A 23,654-nucleotide genomic window follows, 5' to 3' on the forward strand; every position below is an offset into this window, starting at 1 on the left:
TGTTGCAATGATTCGCCCTACAAAATAGAACAGCCGTTCTAACTCCAATCACTTCACCAGGATCGTAAACAAAAAAGCTATGCCAATGATCAGATACCATTCGGCATAGCTTTTTTCTAGATTGTTCAAATATGTTATCTGCCTTCAGCACTTAACCTTCCATTTGATCCGCCTGAGCTGGTGCTTTGCCGCGTCGATTGGACGTACGAGCGGTGCGCAGCAGCTCAAGTAAAGACGCTGGGCCTGCTGCCGCATAAAAGTTGGCCTGCTCATCCGGTGCTAGTATAACGCCCAGCTGATGATGCTCGCCCGCGTAGCGTGCGCGCTGTGCAAACTTCAACTCGCCTTCTCTATTTAACACTTCGAGCTTGCAGAAGGCTGAGTTTTGAACCAGCGCCTCATACAGCTCATCCTTTGTTTTGATGCGTACACCATTCACTTTAGACAGGATTTCACCTGTCTGAAGTCCCATCGCGTCCGCTGGCGTTCCTGGAACGATGCCTAATATGCGTAGTCCGCGCGCGTCATGTACATACAAAGGCGGGCGGACTGCTTCCATCGCGCGGCTGCGCCATATGATCGCCTCATGCAGCAGCAACGACGCTAACGCCGCAACTGGAAGCAATACCGGTTGCCACCATGCGGCAAGCGCAAAAGCAGCAAGACAAATACTATAGAGCAGCAGCCCCTTAGCTGCATGCCTCGCTTTCTCCTGAGGAAGCAAGGAACGAGTCATTTCCGTAAAGCCGATAATCATCGGCAATGCGACGAATGACCAGCCCTGCGACCAATCCGCGCCGAACAGCGGGGTCCACGGTAAGGACATCGTTGACGCCCCTGTTCCGCCAACAGGTACAAGCATAAGCAGCGGTACTGGCCAGAAGCCTTGCAGCATATAGCCGCCTACGAGCTTGCCGCGCTTCCCTTCCAGAAATAACGGAGTCGCCAGTCGTTCCCCTTGCCAGCGTACTAGCACGGCTTCCGCCAGATGCATTAAAGCAACTAGTACTAGCAGCCCCGCTGTATCAATTCCTGCAAGTGATGATGCAAATGACCCTAGCCAATCCGTACGGTCTGACAAGGTTGTAAAACCTATTACCCACTGCAGCAATGTTATTATTCCCGCGCTATATGCGAAGCATAGATACCGAATACGCACAAGCATAAGGATTGCAGCCGTCACCCAAAGCCAAATGACTGACTCGCCCGTTAAGGTTACTCCGATAAATGCCCCTGCTACCGATAATACAACTCCAACCAACAATCCTGCTAATAATGCTTTTAGAACCAGGCCCGGCCAATTGTGCAGCTTAACTGCAAACAATTGCCGCTCCATCCTGATTTGTCTTGTATATTGTAAAATGATAAACAACACTGCAATATAATAAAATGGCTGCACAGCCAACTGAACAGCAGCTTGTCCGAGCATTTCCAGCAAACCTAGCGCCGTATCCAAAGCCCACACTCCTTCGCTCGTTCCATTTAACAAACAAAAAATAAAAGGCCGACTCCGAAACTCAGAGTCAACCTTTTATTAATTCGACAGAAGCAGTCTATTTCCTGCTGACAGCCTTAATCGCTTCATGCAGCTGCGTATCGTTTTTCTCGTCCTGTATCCATTTGATGACCGCTTTCTCAAGTGATTCTGCCGTCTTGTCATTTATTTGACCCGTTGCTTCTAATCCTTGCTCCGTTTGGAATTTCTTAACCGCTTCTGCGGTATCCTCACTGAAATAGCCATCCTCGCGCTTCGGCTCATATCCAAGTCCGCGCAGCATTACCTGCGAGCTTCGAACCTGCTCACTTATCATATCCGCCTTTAAAGTCTCTGTTAAAGACAGCCTAGCTGCCTTATACAAATCCGGAGGTTTAACAGCGAGATCAGGCTTAATGCCCTTTTCATGAATCCAATTGCCATTTGGCGTCAACCATTTTGCAATCGTCATCTTCACAAGACTACCGTCTCCAAGCACTTTATTGTAGCTGACTTGAACGGTTCCCTTGCCGAAGGTTGTCTCACCAACAAGCTTCGCACCAGCGCCCTCCTGCAAAGCGCCCGCCAATATTTCTGATGCGCTTGCGCTGCCGTTGTTCATAAGAACAGCAATAGGATACGATTTGCTTTGCCCCTTAGACAGTGTCTTCTTACGTTTTCCATCACGATCTTCTACTTGAACGACTGTAGTATCTTTCTTCATAAAGGTTTGCGCGATATCAACAACGACCGGAAGTATGCCTCCCGGGTTATTTCGCACATCAATTACAAGTCCCTTCATCCCTTGCTCCTCAAGCCGCGCAAGCTCTTCCCCAAAACGTTCAGCTGTGTGCAGCGAGAATTGTCGAATCTCAATAACGCCTACATCATCAGAACGCATGCTTGCATATACCGTCTCTACGTCAATATCAGCACGAATGAGAACGAGCTGGATCGGCTCAGAAAATCCAGCACGCTGCACCTGAATTTTTGCCTTAGTCCCTTTCGGTCCTCTAATTTTCGCCACAGCATCCTGCAAATTGAGGCCATCAAGCTTCTCGCCATTAATCGAGAGCAGCACATCCTTCGCCAGCAAGCCCGACCGCTCGGCTGGAGAGCCCTTAATAGGAGAAACGACGATAATACGACCATTCTCGACCGTCACTTCCGCGCCGATGCCAGTAAAGGAGCCTTCTACCGATTCTGAAAAATGCTGCGCGACGTCCTTCTCCATATATACGGAGTATGGATCCTCTAAGGCAGACATCATCCCGCTTACCGCTCCATCAACGAGCTCATGGCGATCTACCTTTTGATAATATTTGGTTTCAATTAATTCTAACACCGCATTAAGCTTTGTCAGTTCATTCGTTCTGAGGCTAAATCCCTCTCCCTGAGTAGCAACTGCAGCTGTAAGCGTAGGCTTCGACGGCTCGTCCGGCTTAATGAGTTGATCCGCTACCGTTAGAGTAACAAGCACGGATGCAATCATAGTCAGCATAACGAACGCGAACACTGTTCGACCTTTGAAATGCACCTGTCTACACCACCTTCTTGTATATAAGACCACACTAGTATATGACAAGCGGTTTGCAATTATTTGTCTAATACGCAGAAAAAAGTTGTTGTTCACTTTGCAATTGTAAAAACAAGGGCAGCCACATGGGCTGCCTCCGAGTTGAATGACTATGAATATATGTATTGCTATTATTTATTTCAAATATCCGCCTGGGTTAACTGCAGTTTCGTTTTTGCGAACCTCGAAATGCAAATGAGGCCCTGTTGAATTGCCTGTGCTGCCTACTTCGGCAATCTTCTGTCCTTTTTTAACTGTTTCGCCCTCTTTGACCAATAAACCGCCATTGCGAATATGTCCATATAACGTCCATAAGCCATTACCATGGTCAATGATTATACAGTTCCCATAGCCGCTCGTTCTATTTGACGTAATAACGACACCTGATTCAGCCGCATAAATGTCTGTCCCTTGCGGTGATGCAAAATCGATGCCAGTATGCGTATGTCTTTTTCCTGTAATCGGGTGTACCCGGGTACCAAAGTTCGAACTGATGCGGTAACTGCCTTGAATCGGCATGCCAAGCCTGCCGCCTTTGTACGGATTTTTAATTCTATTTTTCGCTTTATTCAGCTTGGCAACCTCTGCGGCTAGAGCCATTAAGATTTTCTCCTGCTCCTCGCTAATATCCTCTAGCTGCTCCAGCTCGCTGTCAAGCTGCTTCATTTCATTGTTATAGCTAGCAATCATAACTTCTTTCTCTTTTTCCTTCTGTACAAGATGCGTTTCGTACTCAGCAAGCTTCTCATACATCTTCTTAACATCCGCGAGCGATTTCTCGACTTCGGCTTTCTTAATAACTACGAGCTCCTTGTCTTTCTTAAGCTCCTCCAACATATCGCGATCTTGATTCAAAATGGATTGCAACGCATCAAAACGATCGATGAAATCGGTGAAGCTTGACGCGCTAAGCAGTACATCCATGTAAGAAACGAAGCCATTCGTATACATCAGACGCATACGAGATTGAAGAAGCTCGTCACGTGTCGCGACCCGTTCCTCCGTTTGCACTAACTCTTCCGCTGTCTGACGCAGCTCGTCTTCCTTCGTATTAACCTCTGCTTGCTTCTTTTCTTTGTTAATGACGACATTATCTAGCTCTTCCATAATCGATTTAATCGAATTTTGCACATCCATCTTCTTGACCGCGATGTCGCCCTTCTTGTGCTCCGCATTAGCGGCCTGCCTCTGCAAATTAGCCGCTTTTCTCTCCGCGGCCTTCGCTTCTTCCTGAGCAGCCTTTATTTGCTTATCAATCTGGCTAAGCGTTGCAGCATCTCCACCTGTTGGCTGAAGAACAAATACAGCAAGTATTGCAATTACAAGTAAACCAATCCATCTTCTCATCTACATGTTCACCTACACTTTCAAATACTTATGTATCGAAATGACGCTGCCCCATATACCTATCAAAGTACCTAAACCAATTAGCAGCGCGGCAGTTAGCAAACCAGAATCCTGAACAGATACAAGCTTAATCATCATTAAAGATAGATCCAGCTCCGAAAATTGTACGAGCTCCGAGTAACCGTACAATACGGCAAGCGTTGTAATAACCGAGCTAATAATTCCGATCAACGCACCCTCGATGAAAAACGGCCATCTAATAAAAGCGTTTGTAGCGCCTACCAGCTTCATAATGCCGATCTCGCGGCGCCTTGCTATAATGGTCATTTTGATCGTGTTCGAAATCAGGAACATCGCCGTAACCGTCAAACCAATTACAATTACGATCCCGATAATGCGAAGAGCATTCGTAATCTTAAAAAGGTTCTCAACTGTGCCTTGTCCATATTTAATCTTAGCTATTGGCAAGCTGTCATCTGCTTTATTAATCGCTTCAATCTGCTTTGCCGCCTGTTCGATTGAACGAGGATTGTACACCTCAACCGTAAAGGAATCGGGCAGCGGGTTTTTTTCTTTCTCGTAGCCATCGAGCAAATCCTTGTTTTCCTCACCCAAATTTTTGCGAAGCGTCTCGAGGCCCTCTGCTTTGGAAACAAATGTAACCTTGCTTACTTCGGTAATGTTTCCTATCTTATTTTGCAGGTCAGTCATCTTCGCTTTGTCTACATTAAGCTGTAGAAAAACACGGATCTGCACCTGACTTTCTATCTGATCAGACATGCTGTTCACATTCAATGCCAGTAATAAAAAGAATCCTAAAATAAAAAGTGAGATGAAGATCGAACTCATCGAAGCGAAAGACATCCAGCCATTACGAATTATGTTTTTGCCACCTTCTCGCAGGTGACGGAGTACCGTTCTAAGCTTCATAACCGTACTCCCCTCTTGCCTCGTCGCGAACGATATTTCCGTCCTCGATAGCAATGACGCGCTTGCGCATGGAGTTAACGATTTCTTTGTTATGTGTTGCCATTATAATCGTCGATCCGCGAAAGTTGATTTCCTCAAGCAGATTCATAATACCCTGCGAGGTTTCGGGATCCAGATTTCCGGTAGGCTCATCCGCTACAATTACGGAAGGATTGTTTACAATTGCTCGCGCGATAGAGACCCTCTGCTGCTCTCCGCCTGACAATTGCGAGGGTAAGCTTGCATGCTTGTGCTTCAATCCGACAAGCTCAAGCACTTCCATTGTCCGCTTTTTAATGATGCGTTTTGGCGCTTCAATGACTTCCATGGCAAATGCCACATTTTCAAATACAGTTAATTTCGGGAGTAGTCTAAAATCTTGGAAAATAACGCCGATGTTGCGTCTTACAAATGGTATTTTACGAGGCTTCAACTTTCCAATATTAAATCCATTGACTGAAATTTGCCCTTTAGTCGGTACTTCTTCTCTGTAAATCAGCTTCATAAAGGTTGATTTGCCTGCTCCTGACGGTCCTACCAGGTATACGAATTCATTACGCTCTATTAGAACAGAGACGCCTTTCAATGCATGCGTTCCGTCGGTGTACGTTTTCCATATGTCTTGCATCTCGATCACATTATCACATCCTGTTAATAGTCAGCTTTACTATTTCGACATCTTATACTGAATTCCTTCATATCCAGATTACATTCCTCATTTTTCACAAATCTCATAAACCGATAGTTTGTCGAAAAATTATGATCCGCCTCAGACAAAATTCCAAAACAACTCGCATATACATGTAGGACTGTCTCATTTATTTCAAGGGGAAAAGGGTGATTTATCATTTTAAGACGCATGCATGTAGGCATTATTGTCATCACTTCGTTGCTGCTCATTGGGGCAGTCGGCTGGGGATTTATTTATAATTATGCCGTTCAAGAAAAGGTTCCTGAGGATGTATTTGTAGAAGGAATTCCGATAGGCGGGATGAAAATTGAGGACGCATTGGAGCAAATGGAGCAAATAAATGAATCACTTCAAAAACGTACAATTACTTTGCAAGCTAATACAGCTGCTGAGGACAGCAAACAGTGGACCGTTTCTGAGCTTGGCTACAAATCGGAGTTTGTCGGGCTACGCCCAGCGTTATTGAAGCTGCGGGAGGGCGGGATTTGGGATCGCGCCGTTTACAGGTACAATTTTGAGAAAACCTATAGGTTAACGCAAAGCTGGAATGGCGATGTGCTTGATGCCGCTGTCCGCAAGCAGTGGAGCTGGATCGAAAAAAATCAACCAGTCGATGCTTCTAGAACCATTACCGATAATGATGAAGTCATATACAAGCCGCATAGTGACGCATATCGATTAAATTTAACAAGTCTGGTCAAGCAGGCAAATGACTGGGTTGTACTGGAGAAGGAGCAGCTTGGGTCCCCTATTGAGCAAGCCTTTAAAGCGGAGCTGCCTGTAGAAGTTATCCACCCGAAGCTGACGCTGGAGAGTCTAAAGGCTGAAGGCATTGCGCGTAAAATTATGTCTTTCTCTACTGATTTTCAAACGAGCGCTGAGGGTAGGGCTTATAATGTGACGGTTACAGCGGAAGCGCTAAACGACTGGCATCTCGCACCAGGTGAAGTGTTTGACTACGGCAAGCTAATTGCTAGAGCCGAAGAGCTATATGAGTATCGTGAAGCTCCCGTTATTTTGAACGGCGCCTTGGTTCCTGGTATCGGAGGCGGAATCTGTCAGGTCTCAAGTACACTTTATAACGCAGTATTGCTTGCCGGACTAGAGATCGAGGAGCGCCGCAACCATTCGATTCCAGTCGCCTATTTGCCGCTTGGCCAAGACGCGACTTTTGCCGGCGGCTCCATTAACTTCAAATTTAAGAACACGACTGGAAAACATATGATAATCCGCACCGAGGTAAAGGATCGCAAATTAACCATCAAGCTGTTCGGCACAATGGACGCTAAAGACAGCTATGCTATTGAATCGGTTACTGTCAAAACAATTGAACCAACCAAACAAGAGAAGGTAAACACTCATTTATCCGCCGGTCAAACACGAACCATCCAACAAGGTAAACAAGGCTACGTCGTTGAGACCTACCGTACACATTTTACAGACGGCGAGGTCGTCTCACGGAAGAAGATTTCGAGGGATACTTATAAGTCGCAGCCTACTATCATTGAAAGGGGACCTATGAAGGGCGACCTTGGCGGCAATGCTTCACCGACTCCTAATCCAACTCCGACAAAGCCTTTGCTGGAGGATGGGCTTTAAGAGAAGCTTTTAATTTTTTATCCACAGAATTACTCACATTTTACCCACATGACTTGGGGGTAAGTACGCTCCTATGTACCGATAAAAAGCGCAGCCAAAGTAGCTGCGCTTTTTGTCTTCCATTTGACACAATTTCTAGTAGTGGTTACTTTTCTAACAAACGTAACATATTCATTAATAGTTCAACCGTTTCCGCTCTTGTGAGGGTGTCGTATGGAGCAATTAGATTATTTTTATCCGCTTTGATTAATCCCGCATCCAATGCGGCTGCAAGATCAGCATAAGCCCATTTTGGAATAATATTCCGATCTGCGAACGGGAGCATTGCATTTGGGTCAGTCTTAAGCTTTAATCCTCGAACAATCATTGAGATCATTTCCACACGAGTCACCAGCTTCGTCGTCCGGAAGGTATTGTCCGCATACCCGTTAACTAATCCATGTTGGGCTAACCAAGCTACATGCGGCTTCGCCCATTTGGGAATTTCTTTATCATCGTCAAACACTTTATCGCTGATCGTTTGGCCGCCAACAGCTTCTTGCTGTAAAATACGGCTTAACATCACGGCAAATTCAGCACGTTTTACTTTACTATCTGGGCGGAAAGAACCGTCTGCATATCCGTTAATAAAACCTAGATTCACGGCTTGAACAATGAGCGGCTCTGCCCAGTGCTTGGCGATATCAGTCAAAATTACTTTTGGAGCTTCGGGCTCAGCAGGCTGCTCCGGCTCATCTGGTATATCTGGCTGACTTGGTACTCCTGGCCCTTCAGGATTTACTCCGTCTTTCCGAGATACCTTCAGGGTGATAGGCTCGGATTTTACCGTAACATTATCCAGTGTTACCTCTACCGCTATCTGTGTTATGCCAACGCCCTTAGCCGTGACTATCCCATTCTGGTCAACATCAGCTATTGAAGGATTGCTGCTTGTATACACTTTAACCGCCCCAGACAGTTCCTGTGTAATACGGCCTTTCTCCAACATTCCTAACAGTTTAACTTGAGTCTGTTCTCCGGCCTTAATCTCTGCTGCTCGGGCTGATAATTCAGCACCTGTCAGCTTCAGCTTAAGATCAGGGATTGAATATTTATACAAATTTGGACTCTCTGGATCGGTGAACATATAAAAGCTTCCAAAGTCATCCTGCGCCAGCTTACGAACCCCAGAAGCTAACACATTAATTTTTTTTGTTACCGCATCGACCCTGAAGAAGAAACCTCCTACGGTTGCATAGACATTGCCATCGGTTCCGGTCTCCATCGAACCGTCAATCCATCTACCCGCGGCACTCGGGAATGCATTGTCACTGTGGGTGACGGAGCGTGTTGCCGTATCGAAAATGAACAATGCGCCATTAGCGAGGCCCCAGATATTACCGTCTGGACCAATGTGCAGCGCTGTAATTGCCTGCTTGCCAGCGACCGGGACAACCTCGAACACCTTTTCTTTTTTCGCTACATCCCAAACGAATAGAATGGCTTCACTCGCTGTTGGAGTGCCGCCTTGTCCTCCGTGAATGGACGTTCCCCCATATAAAAGACCGTCTTTATAAGCAAACGAAAGGATACTTTGATTGGGAACAACATTCATATACACTTCAGGCTCTCCGCCGGTTTTAATGTCGTATACAGCTAATGCGCCGCCCAGCATTGAATTCTTCGGAACTGTGCCGACGAACAACTTATTCAAATCCTCCGCACCGCCCATACCGAATGGACGATCCTGATTTTGTGCATTTAAGGTGAATAAACGATTTGGATTCAGCTCATTCGCATTCGTCCGATTCCAAGGCCGTGCCAAATCGTATTCATAAATACTGGCATTCGGATAAATTCCGAAATACATTTTGTTATGAATGGATGTAATGCCCTCACCTTGACCAATTCCATCGAAATACATACTTGACCCTGTCGTAGGAGTATATACGCCTAGGTTCCCTTGCAAATAGCCGGCTGTATATATTTTTCCATCGGGACCTTTTGCAATCTCATGAATATTGACAGGCTCAGCAGGTACCAGCACATCCTTTAGCTTTACTTTTCCCGTTTCCAAATTGTATTTGAACATCTTCCCAGAGTTGCCGGACAAACCGACAAGGCTGTATCCAGGAAAGCCTGCTTCATTCAGCTGCACAAAGCCGTAGCCGATCGCAGCGCCTTCAATGGAGACACCCAGTGCATGATAACTGTTCGTGTCCAGATCGTATTCGAACAAAGCTCCGCCAGTTCCCGCGAAATAAACTTTATTCGCAATTGGTGATTTTGGAGATACACCGCGTGAGAAATTGATGAACGTTGTCCCTTTCTCTCCCGTATCTGCATTCGTGACTTCGATCAAATCCCCGCTTTCCACATCAATAACGAATGTTTCATTCGCGTTATTCGCTTCCTTGCGTGCAAATAATTTACCATCAACCAGGTTCAAATCGTACACGGCTGTAATATTTTCAAAGCCTTCCGGAAGCAGGTCCCGCTTTGCACCTGTCGTTAGGTCATATTCAAGCAATCGAGGCACGTTGCCGACACCGGCATATACTTTATGCGATTGCTCATCATATACGACTACCCGAGTCCATCGCTCGCCGCTCGTTTTCGTCGACATGGTTCCGTAATTTTTGAATAGATTTGTCGCCGGGTTATATTCGTACAGATCTGCTGTCGGATAAGTACTTCCATACATGATGCCATCTTTGCCCGCAGCCATAGGATAGAGTACCGAATCCTTCGTAGGAAGCGGATGACCTAGATTAATTAGCTCATCAGTAGACGGGAGATAGCGATACAGCAAACCTAAATTATATGCTCCCATATAAACCGAGCCGTCACTCGACACCGTAACGGACCACGCGCCAGATGTACCGGGCATCGGAATGCTCTTCACTACCTCCTCCGTAGCAATGTCAATGATCGTAAAAATGGACGGCGCCCCTGCAACAACCGAATAGATCACATTACGCCCTTCCCCATCTTGCCCAATGGCCCCCCGCATTAAAGTCGCTTTACGAATTTGAGGCCCCATATTTTCACCGACAACCTTAATCGAATTTTCAGGAATTGGAGTTTCGGGAACCCCATGCTCTCCGCGAAGCAGCTTCACATCGTCCACATAATACGAGTAGGTTTTGCTCGGGCTGCCCGCGAACATTATTGCAGCAAATTGCGCTCCATCAGGTACAACCTTCGTCACATATTGATCGAACCAAACATCCGTTGGTCCCGGCGTAATATTCCATGCTTGCTGGTTGATATATTTGCCTTTAGCGTCGAAGAAACGAACATACATATCCGCCGAGCCGCTCTCTATCCACGTTCGAGCAGCAGCGGTGTATGTCGCGCCTGCCTCGACAGGAATCAGCTCACTAATTACATTCAAGAACAGTCCTGGTGTGTTTTGAAAGTGAAGACTGTTTTCACCGCTATTAGCACGTGCGTTTGTCACATTAAAGGACGGAGCATCTGATTCCTTCACCTTGCTCCACCCAGAAATGACACCTTCAACTAAAGGCTGCTCCAAGCCTCCATTAGGCATATGCTTCGTTACACTTATCTCGTCAACATAAAATTCCAATGTCTTTTTGGCGCCAGTAATGAGCGATACTTTCATCTTAACGCCACCCGGCTGTACGGTAAAAGTTCTTTCATGATACTTCCACTTCTCATGATCAGTCGTTGCATTTAAATAAGCGTGAAAATTACCGCCCGTTTCACTCTTAACTAGAGCGCCATCCTTGTCATAAACATAGACGTACAGACCTTCCATCGTACCTGTCTGCAAAAATACTTCCGCAGAGAGTGTGTAAGTTGTTTTCTCTTCTACATCAATCAAATCCGACTCTACGATAACCGCGTTATCACCTGCTGTTGGATTCACACTTGATTTTAAGCTATAATCACCCATCCGTTTATGGCTTGTACTTACTGAAGATACTCCCGATATAACCTTCCAATTCGGAATGGGCTGATCCACTGTTCCTGGCTGCTCAAATCCTGCATTAGCAATTGTTAGAACAGGTGGATTCAGGTTAGGAAACGTAAGATGTACGTCATCCCAATAGCTGACCCCTTTACCGCTTTTCCCCGATGTCATTACAACGGATACGGAGACAGCTGTTTCTGGAGCGACCGCAATCAGCGATATCGTCTGCCATTCATTTTTCGGCGCTGATTGAAAGTCCGGATTATGAACAGGTACTGGCTGTATTAGAACGTTATCAGCGTTATAGAAACGCAGCTGCATCTGAACGGAACCACTTGCAATATATACCGCAGAGGTAACTGTGTATTCAACGCCAGCCTCTGCGACCACCTTCGTACTCTCTGCTGCGAAGTTAACTGTGTCTTGATCATCCAGCTTCAAGCTGCTGCTATCCTTATACTTCTGCATGGAGTCTATTGTCACTGAGCCATTCTTGCCCTGTCCCAATAATTGAGTCCAACCCGGAATTACTCCGTCAACAGCAGCCTCTTCGAATCCAGCATTAGCTAGAGCCCGCTCAGAGACCGATACACCCTTTGCTTGAACCGCTCCCTGTGTAACACCACCGAAAGAAAGCGTTGCCAAAATAAAACATAATAATAAAAGCACTGCCTTGCGTCTCCATCTTACATTCATTAATCATCACCCCTTCCATAAATCATGTATATAACTTTTTGTTGTATACATGTATATTACATGTATACACTTTGGATTGTCTCTAGTCAAGAATAATTTACCACCTTGCTGAAAAACGAAAAAAGCCGCAAGCACTTTCGTGCTTGCAGCTTCTTTATACGACTAGTTTTGCTCTGTTAAGCGTCTTTCCCGTACTTACAGCGCATTTTTAGCTCACTTATTTACATGGTTTACTATTTACTACGTTCACTATATTCCGTCACCCAAGCTGCGGTAGCATCCAGCACGGCATCAGCACGGCCAATCGCGGCCTGTACCTGTACCTTTGCTGTACCGCCATAAACGTTGCGTGCATCGACAACCTGCTCTGGCTGAAGCACTGCGTAGATACGATCATCGAACAGCTCTGAGAACTGTTTGAACTCTTCTAAAGTAAGGTCAAGCAAGTACTTGTTCTGCTCGATGCAGTAGAGTACAGTCTTGCCAATTACTTCATGCGCTTGACGGAACGGTAATCCTTTGCCAACGAGGAAGTCGGCGATGTCTGTTGCGTTCGAGAAGTCTTGGTTAACTGCTTGACGCATCCGATCCTTGTTCACCTTCATCGTAGCGATCATTGGCGTGAACAGCTGAAGCGCTCCTTGCATCGTGCGTACCGTATCAAACATGCCTTCCTTGTCTTCCTGCATGTCCTTGTTGTAAGCAAGCGGCAATGATTTCAGTACAGTAAGCAAGCCGACTAGATTGCCATAGACACGACCGGTTTTGCCGCGCACAAGCTCAGGCACGTCCGGATTTTTCTTTTGCGGCATAATGCTGCTTCCTGTACAGAACGCATCATCCAGCTCGACAAAACGGAATTCCGTGCTTGACCACAAAATGAGTTCTTCACTTAGACGTGACAAATGCATCATAATGATCGATGCATCCGCTAGAAACTCAAGAATGAAATCACGATCGCTGACAGCATCCAGGCTGTTCTCATACACGCGATCAAAGTTTAGCTGGCTTGCTACGAAGTGGCGATCAATCGGGAATGTCGTTCCCGCCAAAGCGCCCGCTCCGAGCGGAAGCACATTGATACGCTTGTAGCTGTCCTGTAGACGCTCGATATCGCGTCCGAACATAGACACGTAAGCCATCAAATGATGAGCAAACAGAATCGGCTGAGCACGCTGCAAATGCGTGTAGCCAGGTACGATCGTATCGATATTCGCTTTCGCTTGTTCGATAAGCGACGATTGAAGCTTGCTCAGCATGTCAACAAATTCAACAACACGCTTGCGAAGCCATAGATGCATATCTGTCGCGACCTGGTCGTTACGACTGCGTCCAGTATGCAGCTTACCGCCAACTGATCCAACATCGTCAATCAATGTTTTCTCAATGTTCATATGAATATCTTCGTCACCGATTGTGAATTCGATATCATCACGTTTAATGCGCTGCAAAACGCGGTGCAAGCCATCCTTGATTTTCTCCACGTCGTCGAGAGGCAAGATACCTTGCTTGCCGAGCATGGTTACATGCGCTAAGCTGCCTTGGATATCCTCTTCCGCCAATTCCTTATCAAACATAATGGATGCTGTGTATTCTTCCACCAATTGGTCTGTTTTTTTCGTAAAACGACCGCCCCATAATTTACTCACTGGTTTGTAACACTCCCATCCATTTTTATTTATTTGTAACAGCTGACGATACTTTCAAACGCAAAGCGTTCAAACGGATAAAGCCTGTTGCATCGCCTTGATCGTATGCTTTAGAAGGATCAGCTTCCATTGTAGCGATATCTGGATTATACAAGCTTACAGGACTCTGTACGCCAGCTCCGATGACATTACCTTTATATAGCTTCAGGCGAACAACGCCAGTTACATTCTTTTGAGATTCCAATACAAGCGCTTGAAGTGCTAGACGCTCAGGCGCGAACCAGAAGCCGTTATAGACAAGCTGGCTATATTTAGCGATTAATGAATCACGAAGGTGCATAACCTCGCGGTCCATTGTTAAAGATTCCATTTTGCGATGAGCGGTAAATAGGATTGTACCACCTGGAGTTTCGTACACGCCACGGCTCTTCATACCAACGAAACGGTTTTCCACCATATCAACGCGACCGATGCCGTGCTTGCCGCCAAGCTCGTTGAGTGTATCCATTACTTCTAGCGGGCTAAGCTCCTTGCCGTTAATTGCTGTACAATTGCCTTCTGCAAAAGTAAGCTCCACATATTCTGCTTTGTCCGGCGCGTTCTCAGGAGAAACGCTCAGAACGTACATGCTTTCATTTTCCTCAGAGCTAGGATCGAACCAAGGATCCTCCAGCATGCCGCTCTCAAAGCTTATATGCAGCAGGTTACGATCTGTTGAGTATGGCTTAGCAGCAGATGCCGTAACCGGAATGTTATGCTTCTCCGCATAAGCGATCATCTCAGCGCGTCCAGGGAACTCCTCACGGAACGCTTCCAAACGCCAAGGTGCGATAACGCCAATTTCAGGCGCTAGTGCAGCAGCTGTTAATTCAAAACGCACTTGGTCATTACCTTTGCCTGTTGCGCCGTGAGCAATATAAGCTGCGCCTTCAGCGCGAGCGATATCAACCATACGCTTTGCAATAAGCGGACGCGCAATTGATGTACCGAGCAAATATTGACCTTCGTACAAAGTGCCCGCTTGGAACATCGGGTAAATAAAATCGCTTGCGAACTCTTCGCGGAGATCATCGATGTAAACTTTCGACGCACCTGTTGCAAGTGCTTTTTCCTCCAGACCATCAAGCTCGTCCTTTTGTCCAATATCAGCTGTGAAAGCGATAATTTCTGCATCATATGTTTCTTTCAACCATTTTAAAATAACCGATGTATCCAAGCCGCCTGAGTAGGCTAGCACGATTTTTTCTTTAGCCATATTAATCAATTGCTCCTCTTTAAATGATTTTATTAGATTTATATGTTGGATTAGGACATGATTGCTGCCATAATCGCTTTTTGCGCGTGAAGACGATTTTCCGCTTGATCAAAAATAATCGAACACTCGCCGTCGATAACCCCTTCACTTACCTCTTCGCCGCGATGCGCTGGCAAGCAGTGCATGAACAAGAAATCCTTCTTGGCGTACTTGGTCAACTCTTCATTCACTTGATAAGCGGCAAAAGCAACCTCGCGTTCCTTCTGCTCCGCTTCTTGGCCCATGCTCGCCCATACGTCCGTGTATACGATATCCGCGTCCGCGATTGCTTCCTTCGGATCGTGGCACACATGAATTTTGGAGCCCGTTTCAGCTGCATGATCTTTCGTTTGTCTAACAATGTCAGCGTCCGGCTCATAGCCTTCCGGCGTTGCTACTGACATATGGAGCCCAAGTTTCGCCGCGCCCATCAACAGGGAATGCGTCATGTTATTACCATCGCCAATATAGGCGATCTTCAGACCTTCTAGACGGCCCTTTTGCTCAAGGATGGTTTGATAATCAGCAAGCGCCTGACAAGGATGCGATAGATCAGTTAAACCGTTGATAACAGGAATTGTAGCTCCACGAGCCAGCTCAACCACTTTACGATGCGCGAACGTACGAATCATAATGCCGTCCAAATAACGAGATAACGTCTGGGCTGTATCCCAGATCGTCTCTCCGCGGCCGATCTGCAGGTCGTTTCCACTTAAGAACAGTCCTTGACCGCCCAGCTGATACATCCCTACTTCGAATGAGACACGTGTGCGCGTTGATGATTTTTCGAAAATCATGCCAAGCGTCTTGCCCTTCAAAATATGATGAGTTTCGCCAGCCTTTTGCTTCTGTTTCAAGTCAATCGCTAGGTCGATCAAGTAACGAATTTCTTCCGGCTTGAAATCAACCAGCATAAGAAAATCGCGACCTTTCAAGCTTAACGCAATTTCCTCGTTTATTGTTCCTTGCATGTGATAGCCCTCCTTCAATTTGAAGCTCTATTTATAGCTTTTGCCCTTCGATCGGGCAATCCACTCATTTACGCTTGGACAGGCCGTTTTGCTTCGATCAGCTCTGCTAAAATCGTAACAGCTATATCGATCTCTTCCTTAGTGACAAGCAGGTTAGGAAGCAGCCTAATTACGTTAGGTCCGGCAGAAATCGCAATAAGTCCACGTTGTTGTGCCTCAATCAAAATATCACCAATCGGCTCCGAGCATGCAATACCAACCAGCAGACCCAGTCCGCGAACCTCATTCACAAAAGCATTCCCTTGCAGCTTCTCACGAAGCTCCGTCATCAAATATTCGCCCATTTGTGCAGCACGAGCAGATAGCTCTTCCCCGACAATCGTCTCCAACGTAGCTTTCACTACAGCAGTTGCAATCGGTGTTCCACCAAATGTGGAGCCGTGGCTGCCTGCACTAAAGCTTTCACGCAGCTTTTCCTTAGCCGCCATCGCGCCAACCGGAAACCCGCTTCCAAGTCCTTTTGCCATTGTGAAAATGTCTGGCTCAATGCCGTAATGCTCATAAGCGAACAATTTCCCTGTTCTGCCCATGCCCGTCTGAATCTCATCTACAATCAGCAAGATGCCTTGCTTCTCGCACAATGCGACAAGCTCCTTCATATAAGCAGCATCAACCGGATAAATTCCGCCTTCCGCTTGGATCATTTCCAGCATGATCGCCGCTGTTTGATCGGAAACCGCCGCTTTCAACGCTTCTATATCATTTAACGGAATTGTCTTAAAGCCCTCTGGAAGTGGTCCGAAGCCTTCTTTTACCTTTGCTTGACCTGTTGCTGTCAATGTGGCTAATGTCCGTCCGTGAAAAGATTGCTCGAAAGTAATAATTTCAAAGCGACCATTATTCAGCACCTTCTGATTGTACCGACGCGCAAGCTTAATTGCCGCTTCGTTCGCTTCAGCTCCCGAATTACAGAAGAATACCGCATCGCCGCAGCTATTGTCGGTAATCAGCTTTGCTGCATCCTCTTGATTTGGAATGTGGAATAGGTTAGAAACATGCCACAGTTCATCAAGCTGCTTAATGAGCGCCGCTTTAATTTGCTTCGGTGCATGCCCTAGGTTCGTAACCGCGATTCCACTCATAAAATCAAGATACTTGTTTCCTTTATCATCCCAAAGCCAGCTGCCCTCACCCTTAACTAGAGCCATTGGATATCTCGCATAGGTAGGAAACAAATCTTGTCCCTGAACCTCTGCTATTTTAGTGTCGCTCATCGCTATTACACCCGCCCTTCATTCGTCTGAACAATACGCGTACCAACGCCGCCCTCACGGACAGCCTTCGATAACACGCCCGGCTCCTCGCCGCTTACAATGATAACCTCGCGTACTTGGCCTTGAATGCATTGAATAGCTGCACGTACTTTTGGTATCATACCGCCATAAATCTCGCCGCTTGCAATCATACTTTCTATTTCTTCAACCGTAACTACCGGCAATACTTGCTTCACGCCATCAACTGTCTTCAAAATACCAGGAACGTCTGTCACCACGATCATCTGCTCAACACCCAAATGAGAGGCAACTGCTCCTGCAGCTGTATCTGCATTGATGTTGTAGCGCTGACCCTGTTCATCGATTCCGATTGGTGCAATAACAGGAATATAGCCCATTGTCATAATGCCCTCAATCAGCTCTGCATTTACATCCGTCACATCGCCCACGAATCCAATCTCTGCTGCATTCGCGACAGGCTGTGCTTGGATTAACATGCCGTCCACACCCGAAAGTCCTAATGCTTTCGCGCCGTTTATTTGGATTTTGCGAACGATTTCCTTGTTAATTCGTCCTGCAAGCACCATCTCAACAACATCGAGCACCTCGTCATTGGTCTTCCTTAAACCATTTACGAAACCAGTCTCGATCCCTAGCTTAGATAACGTCTCAGAAATTGCAGGGCCTCCGCCATGAACAATAACCGGACGCACACCATACTGCTGCAGCTCACGCAGCTCTTCAAAAAAACGAATCGGAAGCGCCGCTAGTGTGCTGCCTCCGCATTTCATTACAAATCTTTGCTCTATCACAGTTCCATAACCTCCAGCATCACTTCGCTTATGTACGATACGCCGCATTAATTCGGACATAATCATACGTCAAATCGCAGCCCCAAGCCGTTGCCGTTCCTTCGCCGTTATAGAGGTCAACGCGAATTACAACGGTGTCGCCCTTTAAATATTCCAAAGCAGCCTCTTCATCAAATACAACCGGACGAGACTTCTCTAGCGTCAAAATATCCCCCAAACGTATATCGACCGTTTCCGGATTAACCGGCTGGCCTGCCCGCCCAACTGCCGCGATAATTCGGCCCCAGTTCGCATCCGCACCAAAAACAGCGGACTTGACTAATGACGACCCAACAACCGTCTTCGCAATTGCTTGTGCAGACTCATCACTTACAGCTCCGCTTACTTGTACTTCAACAAGCTTCGTAGCGCCTTCTCCATCGCGCGCAATAGCTTTCGCCAGCACTTCACATACATAACGCAGCGCAGCCGCAAACGCTGCCCAACCTTCGTGATTCGACGTCAGCTCGCGATTTCCAGCAAGTCCGCTCGCCATTGCAACGAGCATGTCATTTGTACTTGTATCTCCATCAACAGTTATCATATTAAAAGTATAGTCCGTTGCCTGACGAAGCAGCTGATGCAGCGCTTCACTGCCTATAGCAGCATCTGTCGTAACGAAGCCAAGCATAGTAGCCATATTCGGATGAATCATCCCCGAGCCTTTGGCAGCACCCGCTACATGGACAATCTGACCGTCAAGCTCAAGCTCTACACATACCATTTTTTGAACAAGATCCGTTGTCAGTATCGCTTGGCAGAAGCCGTCTGCACCTTGGCGATTATCTTCCAGCTTCACAGGCAGACCATCAATGCCACTGCGCACTTTATCCATCTTGAGCGGCTCGCCGATAACACCTGTCGAAGCAACTGCTACATGATCCGCCGATACGCCAATCGACTCAGCAAATCGAGACCGCATTTCATAAGCATCCGCATCTCCCTGCTTACCTGTACACGCATTCGCGTTACCGCTGTTAACAAGCACAGCACGCAATATGCCGCCTGATCCAATACTCTCGCGAGTAACCTGAATCGGTGCTGCTTGGAATGCGTTAGTCGTATATACTCCAGCTGCAGTTGCCGGCACCTCGCATACAATTGCCCCTAGATCATGTCGCGTCGATTTTTTGAGGCCGCAATAAAGTCCGCCTGCTTTGAATCCTTTAGGTGTAGTTATCGAGCCGTCCGCGACGACCGAGAACAATGATTCCTTATTCTCCTGTCCCATAGTAAATGCGTATCCCCTTCACGTGTATAAAATAGATTTATAATATCGGTTTATCATTAACGTTATATTTATGGATACACTGGAACAAACTGCAGACCTAGCGTTTCATCCCAACCCATCATTAAATTCAAGTTTTGAATCGCTTGACCTGCTGCGCCTTTGACCAAATTGTCAATAACAGAAACAATCGTTACACGGCCGGTACGCTTATCAACCGCAAAGCCGATGTCACAGTAGTTCGAGCCCCATACTTCCTTCGTCGAAGGCCATTGTCCTTCAGGACGAATACGCACAAAACTGCGTCCTTTATAGTAGGAGCGGTAAAGCTCTATAAAATCATTAACGTCGCGCTCACCTTGCACTGTCGCATACATCGTAGACATAATTCCTCTTGTCATTGGAACAAGATGCGTCGTAAATGTAGTGACTACTGGCTTAGCAGCAACGTCTGATAAAACCATTTCAATTTCCGGAACATGCTGATGCTGATTCAGTTTATACGCTTTGAGATTTTCATTCAGCTCCGAATAATGAGTTCCGAGTGATGCACCGCGACCAGCACCGGATACACCTGACTTCGCATCAATAATAATAGTAGAAGGATCAATCCAGCCCTCTTTCACAGCCGGAATAAGTCCGAGAAGTGTTGCTGTTGGATAGCAGCCTGGGTTTGAGATAAAATTAGCATCTACGACTTGATCACCGTAAATCTCAGCGAGCCCGAATACAGCTTGCTGGAGGTACTTCTCCTCGGCTGCCGGCTTCTTGTACCACTGTTCATACAATGCTTGTGATTTCAAGCGGAAATCACCTGATAAATCAATAACCTTCAAGCCTACTTCAAGAAGCTGTGGTACAAGCTTAGCCGCCACGCCTGCTGGAGTTGCTAGAAAAACAACATCAGCCTTCGCTTTGATAGCTTGTGGCTCAACATCATCTAGCAGTTCCTCGCGAATACCAGTCAAATGCGGGTAACCTTCCGAAATCGGTGTTCCTGCGCTCGATGACGAGATGACCGAAGTCACTTCTGCCAACGGATGAGAAGCAAGCAATCTCATCAATTCTACTCCACCATATCCAGTTGAACCCACAATCGCAATTTTCACCTTTGTGCTCATGTTTATCTCTCCCCGTAACTGGACGAAGCTTGCCAGCCCCTCCCAAAATGGCCCAGCATGCAACAGTTCCATCTATTGCTCTTTCCGCTAACGGAAAGGTTGTCTTCTTCCTCAATTTATAATTGTACATCATTCGGCAGTTGATGGAAATATCAGTTGTGTTTCGTATTATTATACATACTGATTTATAATAATACAATGCAAAAATACCTCCATCATTTGAACAATTTTATACATTTTTAAGTTCAAAGCTGGAATCGGCAGAGCTTATGAAGGAAGAGAAACGCTCCGTTCGTTTAGTCTATTTGAAAATGATATTAAGACTTCAAAAGCAACTTGATCAAGCTCTCCTCGCATTAATTATGTCTATAGCCGACTTATATTTTGTACCTGATAAAGAACAGGATGTTTCCCTGATACGAGAATTGATTGAACAATACCCTGAGGATGAGGTGACTATTATGGAGCTAATGCCCGCGTGGAAGCGTTGGGGGGGAGGGGGGTACAAAGAAGGTCTAGAAGAAGGTCGAGAGAAAGGCAAAGAAGAGGGTAAAGAAGAAGAACGCCAACTTATTATTCGTAAGCTATTGAATAAGGGCCATAAACCCGAAGAGATAGCGGACACCCTTGACCTTCCCTTTCTGTTATTCAAAAGCAATCCAAAGCTTAATTTCATCAAAGGATACAAGCCATATTCGAAGCAGTCATAATTGCCACCTTGTATCCTTCTTGTACTTATATAGTTGCTCCCCACTAGCATACTACTTGGGAAACAATAGAAATTCTGCTAAATCGCTGAACCCAATCATTTTTGTGGACTTGCACTTGTCCCCCCACACGCACTTACCCTTACTCACATCAGTTCTCGAGCTTAAACCCCTGCCCCAGCACCTCTGCTGTATTACTAATAATAACGAAAGCACCTGAATCAATCGCCCTAACAAGCTGTTTCAGCTTTGGCACTTCATTCTGCCCTACAACAACCATAAGCACCGTTTTCCCCGCTCCCGTATAGCCGCCGTGCCCATCGAGCCGAGTAAGACCACGATCCAGATCGTTCAAAATAGACTCCGCCAGCGCTTCGGCTTGATCACTTATTATAAAAGCGACCTTCGATAGCTGCAGACCGCTCTGTACAAAATCTATCGTCTTGCTTGTCACAAATAATCCAATAAGCGCGTAGAGCGCAACCTCCGGTGAAATGATCAAGCCAGCAGCCACAATAACGGCCCCATCAAAACAAACAACTGCCAAGCTGAGCGGCAACCCCGTATAGCGATGTAGTATTTGCGCAGCCAAATCTAATCCTCCGGTGGAAGCTCCGCCACGAAATACAAGACCAAGCCCCAAGCCAACCCCAATACCGCCGTAAATGGCAGCCAGCAACAGATTATCCGTTGGTGAAGGCCAGCTATCTGTAAGCAATACAAACAATGGCAGCACGACCGAGCCTAGCGCTGTTTTCGCACCAAATCTTTTGCCGAGCAGCAGGAAGCCTACAATAAATAGCGGAATATTGATCGCCCATTGTGTCAATGCCGGCGCAATTCCCAAAGTCCGCTGTACCAGAATCGAAATACCAGAAACTCCGCCTGACGCAATTCCGTTCGGAACCATAAACATATTGAAGCTGACCGCTACGATAAACGCCCCTATAACAAGCCAAAAAACACTCGCCATTCTCTGTGATCGCGGACTTAAGCTGCGACTGCCTTTTCTTCGTTTTACAGGAGTACCTGCCATTCCCTCAATCTCCTTATCTCTACACTAGCTCACTTCTCACAAAAAGAAGAGCCCAACACGTATCAGTGTTGAAACTCTTCCCCTTTTCCCTATACTATGTTTGTTACAGATACTACGCGTTAGTGCTAGTCATGACGAATCTGATGACGTAAGTATCCATCAATAAACTGATCGATATCGCCGTCCATAACCGCTCCAACATTACCAGTCTCCACAGACGTACGATGATCCTTCACCATGCTGTAGGGATGAAAAACATACGATCTGATTTGACTGCCCCAAGCAATTTCAGATTGGTCGCCGCGAATTTCTGCCAGATGCTTCTGTTGCTCTTCGATCTTCCGCTCGTAAAGCTTGGAGCGAAGCATCTTCATTGCGATCTCACGGTTCTTAATTTGTGATCTTTCCTGCTGGGATGCACACACAATGCCAGTTGGGATATGGGTAATCCGAATCGCTGACTCCGTCTTGTTAACGTGCTGACCGCCCGCTCCGCTTGCCCTGTACGTATCCACTTTCAAATCCTCCGTACGAACCTCAATCTCGATATCATCGTTGATTTCAGGGATAACGTCCAAAGATGCAAATGATGTATGGCGGCGACCCGCCGAATCAAAAGGCGAGATGCGAACAAGTCGATGCACGCCTTTCTCTGCTTTCAAGTACCCATAGGCATTATAGCCTTTTACCAAAATAGTAACGCTCTTAATGCCGGCCTCGTCACCAGGCAAATAATCGAGCAAATCGACCTTGAAGCCTCGTTTCTCCGCCCAACGCGTATACATCCGGTATAACATCAGTCCCCAGTCCTGAGACTCCGTCCCACCCGCGCCAGGATGAAGCTCGACGATCGCGTTCAGCTTGTCGTAAGGCTGGTTTAGCAGCAGCTGAAGCTCGAATTCATTTACCTTACGCAGCAGCTCCTGCACGCCGCTTACTACATCCGCAGCAAGAGATTCATCGCCTTCCTCTTCAACCAGCTCAAGCATCATCTGCAAGTCATCCTGCTCCGAATTAAGTCCGTTATATTGATCGACGACTGACTTAACAGCATTCAGTTCAGAAATAACACTTTGCGCACGCTCATTGTCATCCCAGAAATCAGGATAAGTCATTTTTTCTTCGAAATTGGCAATGATCTCCAGCTTAAGATCTAAGTCAAAGAGACCCCCTGAGCTCTTGGAGCCGCTTGGCCATTTCACGCAGGTCTTGTTTAACCGTTATGTCTATCATAGCCTTAGCTTCACCTCAA

17 protein-coding genes are annotated in these 23,654 nt (G+C 46.5%); 2 read left to right on the forward strand and 15 right to left on the reverse strand.

The features are described 5' to 3' along the window. Positions 1-151: 151 nt before the first annotated feature. From AC0YN7_RS23430 to ftsE, 5 genes are all read right to left on the reverse strand, one after another. The gene (locus AC0YN7_RS23430; RefSeq protein ID WP_475812456.1) at positions 152-1,465 is read right to left on the reverse strand and encodes a PDZ domain-containing protein; all 1,314 of its coding nucleotides are present in this window, start codon (positions 1,463-1,465) and stop codon (positions 152-154) included. A gap of 88 nt (positions 1,466-1,553) precedes the next feature. After that, the gene (locus AC0YN7_RS23435; protein WP_475812457.1) at positions 1,554-3,011 is read right to left on the reverse strand and encodes a S41 family peptidase; all 1,458 of its coding nucleotides are present in this window, start codon (positions 3,009-3,011) and stop codon (positions 1,554-1,556) included. Between the two features lie 174 nt (positions 3,012-3,185). Further along, entirely contained in the window at positions 3,186-4,397 is a 1,212-nt protein-coding gene (locus tag AC0YN7_RS23440) for a murein hydrolase activator EnvC family protein (protein ID WP_475812458.1), read from the reverse strand. Between the two features lie 12 nt (positions 4,398-4,409). Further along, the gene (gene ftsX, locus AC0YN7_RS23445) at positions 4,410-5,327 is read right to left on the reverse strand and encodes a permease-like cell division protein FtsX (protein WP_475812459.1); all 918 of its coding nucleotides are present in this window, start codon (positions 5,325-5,327) and stop codon (positions 4,410-4,412) included. After that, positions 5,317-6,003, reverse strand: a complete 687-nt coding sequence (gene ftsE / locus AC0YN7_RS23450; RefSeq protein WP_475812460.1) for a cell division ATP-binding protein FtsE — start codon at positions 6,001-6,003, stop codon at positions 5,317-5,319. The genes ftsX and ftsE overlap by 11 nt, the downstream gene beginning before the upstream one ends. A gap of 222 nt (positions 6,004-6,225) precedes the next feature. Between ftsE and AC0YN7_RS23455 the strand changes: the two genes are divergently transcribed. After that, the gene (locus AC0YN7_RS23455; protein ID WP_475812461.1) at positions 6,226-7,656 is read left to right on the forward strand and encodes a VanW family protein; all 1,431 of its coding nucleotides are present in this window, start codon (positions 6,226-6,228) and stop codon (positions 7,654-7,656) included. Positions 7,657-7,801: 145 nt separating this feature from the next. Here AC0YN7_RS23455 and AC0YN7_RS23460 read toward each other — a convergent pair whose 3' ends face one another. The 8 genes from AC0YN7_RS23460 to argC all read right to left on the reverse strand — a co-directional run bounded on the left by AC0YN7_RS23460 (position 7,802) and on the right by argC (position 20,659). After that, positions 7,802-12,271: an S-layer homology domain-containing protein gene (locus AC0YN7_RS23460; RefSeq protein WP_475812462.1), complete on the reverse strand. Its 4,470-nt coding sequence runs from the start codon at positions 12,269-12,271 to the stop codon at positions 7,802-7,804. A 233-nt stretch (positions 12,272-12,504) separates the two neighbouring features. Then, positions 12,505-13,920: an argininosuccinate lyase gene (gene argH, locus AC0YN7_RS23465; RefSeq protein WP_475812463.1), complete on the reverse strand. Its 1,416-nt coding sequence runs from the start codon at positions 13,918-13,920 to the stop codon at positions 12,505-12,507. 25 nt (positions 13,921-13,945) lie between these two features. Further along, positions 13,946-15,175, reverse strand: coding sequence for an argininosuccinate synthase (locus AC0YN7_RS23470; RefSeq protein WP_475812464.1), 1,230 nt, complete (start codon positions 15,173-15,175; stop codon positions 13,946-13,948). A gap of 50 nt (positions 15,176-15,225) precedes the next feature. Further along, positions 15,226-16,185: an ornithine carbamoyltransferase gene (gene argF / locus AC0YN7_RS23475; RefSeq protein ID WP_475812465.1), complete on the reverse strand. Its 960-nt coding sequence runs from the start codon at positions 16,183-16,185 to the stop codon at positions 15,226-15,228. Positions 16,186-16,253: 68 nt separating this feature from the next. Further along, on the reverse strand, positions 16,254-17,459 hold the full coding sequence (locus tag AC0YN7_RS23480) for an acetylornithine transaminase (RefSeq protein WP_475812466.1): 1,206 nt from the start codon (positions 17,457-17,459) through the stop codon (positions 16,254-16,256). Positions 17,460-17,464: 5 nt separating this feature from the next. After that, the gene (argB, locus tag AC0YN7_RS23485) at positions 17,465-18,268 is read right to left on the reverse strand and encodes an acetylglutamate kinase (RefSeq protein WP_475812574.1); all 804 of its coding nucleotides are present in this window, start codon (positions 18,266-18,268) and stop codon (positions 17,465-17,467) included. 31 nt (positions 18,269-18,299) lie between these two features. Further along, positions 18,300-19,541, reverse strand: coding sequence for a bifunctional ornithine acetyltransferase/N-acetylglutamate synthase (gene argJ / locus AC0YN7_RS23490; protein WP_475812467.1), 1,242 nt, complete (start codon positions 19,539-19,541; stop codon positions 18,300-18,302). A 68-nt stretch (positions 19,542-19,609) separates the two neighbouring features. Beyond that, entirely contained in the window at positions 19,610-20,659 is a 1,050-nt protein-coding gene (gene argC, locus AC0YN7_RS23495) for an N-acetyl-gamma-glutamyl-phosphate reductase (protein ID WP_475812468.1), read from the reverse strand. Positions 20,660-20,928: 269 nt separating this feature from the next. Between argC and AC0YN7_RS23500 the strand changes: the two genes are divergently transcribed. Next, positions 20,929-21,369 (forward strand): hypothetical protein, encoded by a 441-nt coding sequence (locus tag AC0YN7_RS23500; protein ID WP_475812469.1) that lies wholly within the window; start codon positions 20,929-20,931, stop codon positions 21,367-21,369. A gap of 148 nt (positions 21,370-21,517) precedes the next feature. Here AC0YN7_RS23500 and AC0YN7_RS23505 read toward each other — a convergent pair whose 3' ends face one another. Together AC0YN7_RS23505 and prfB are read right to left on the reverse strand one after the other, a co-directional pair. Then, positions 21,518-22,402 (reverse strand): YitT family protein, encoded by an 885-nt coding sequence (locus tag AC0YN7_RS23505; protein WP_475812470.1) that lies wholly within the window; start codon positions 22,400-22,402, stop codon positions 21,518-21,520. Positions 22,403-22,527: 125 nt separating this feature from the next. Beyond that, a protein-coding gene (gene prfB / locus AC0YN7_RS23510; RefSeq protein ID WP_475812471.1) for a peptide chain release factor 2 occupies positions 22,528-23,635 on the reverse strand; the annotation gives its coding sequence in 2 pieces (ribosomal slippage) (positions 22,528-23,562 and positions 23,564-23,635; 1,107 coding nt in all). Positions 23,636-23,654 lie beyond the last annotated feature (19 nt).

The organism is Paenibacillus sp. J31R122, from assembly GCF_056269185.1.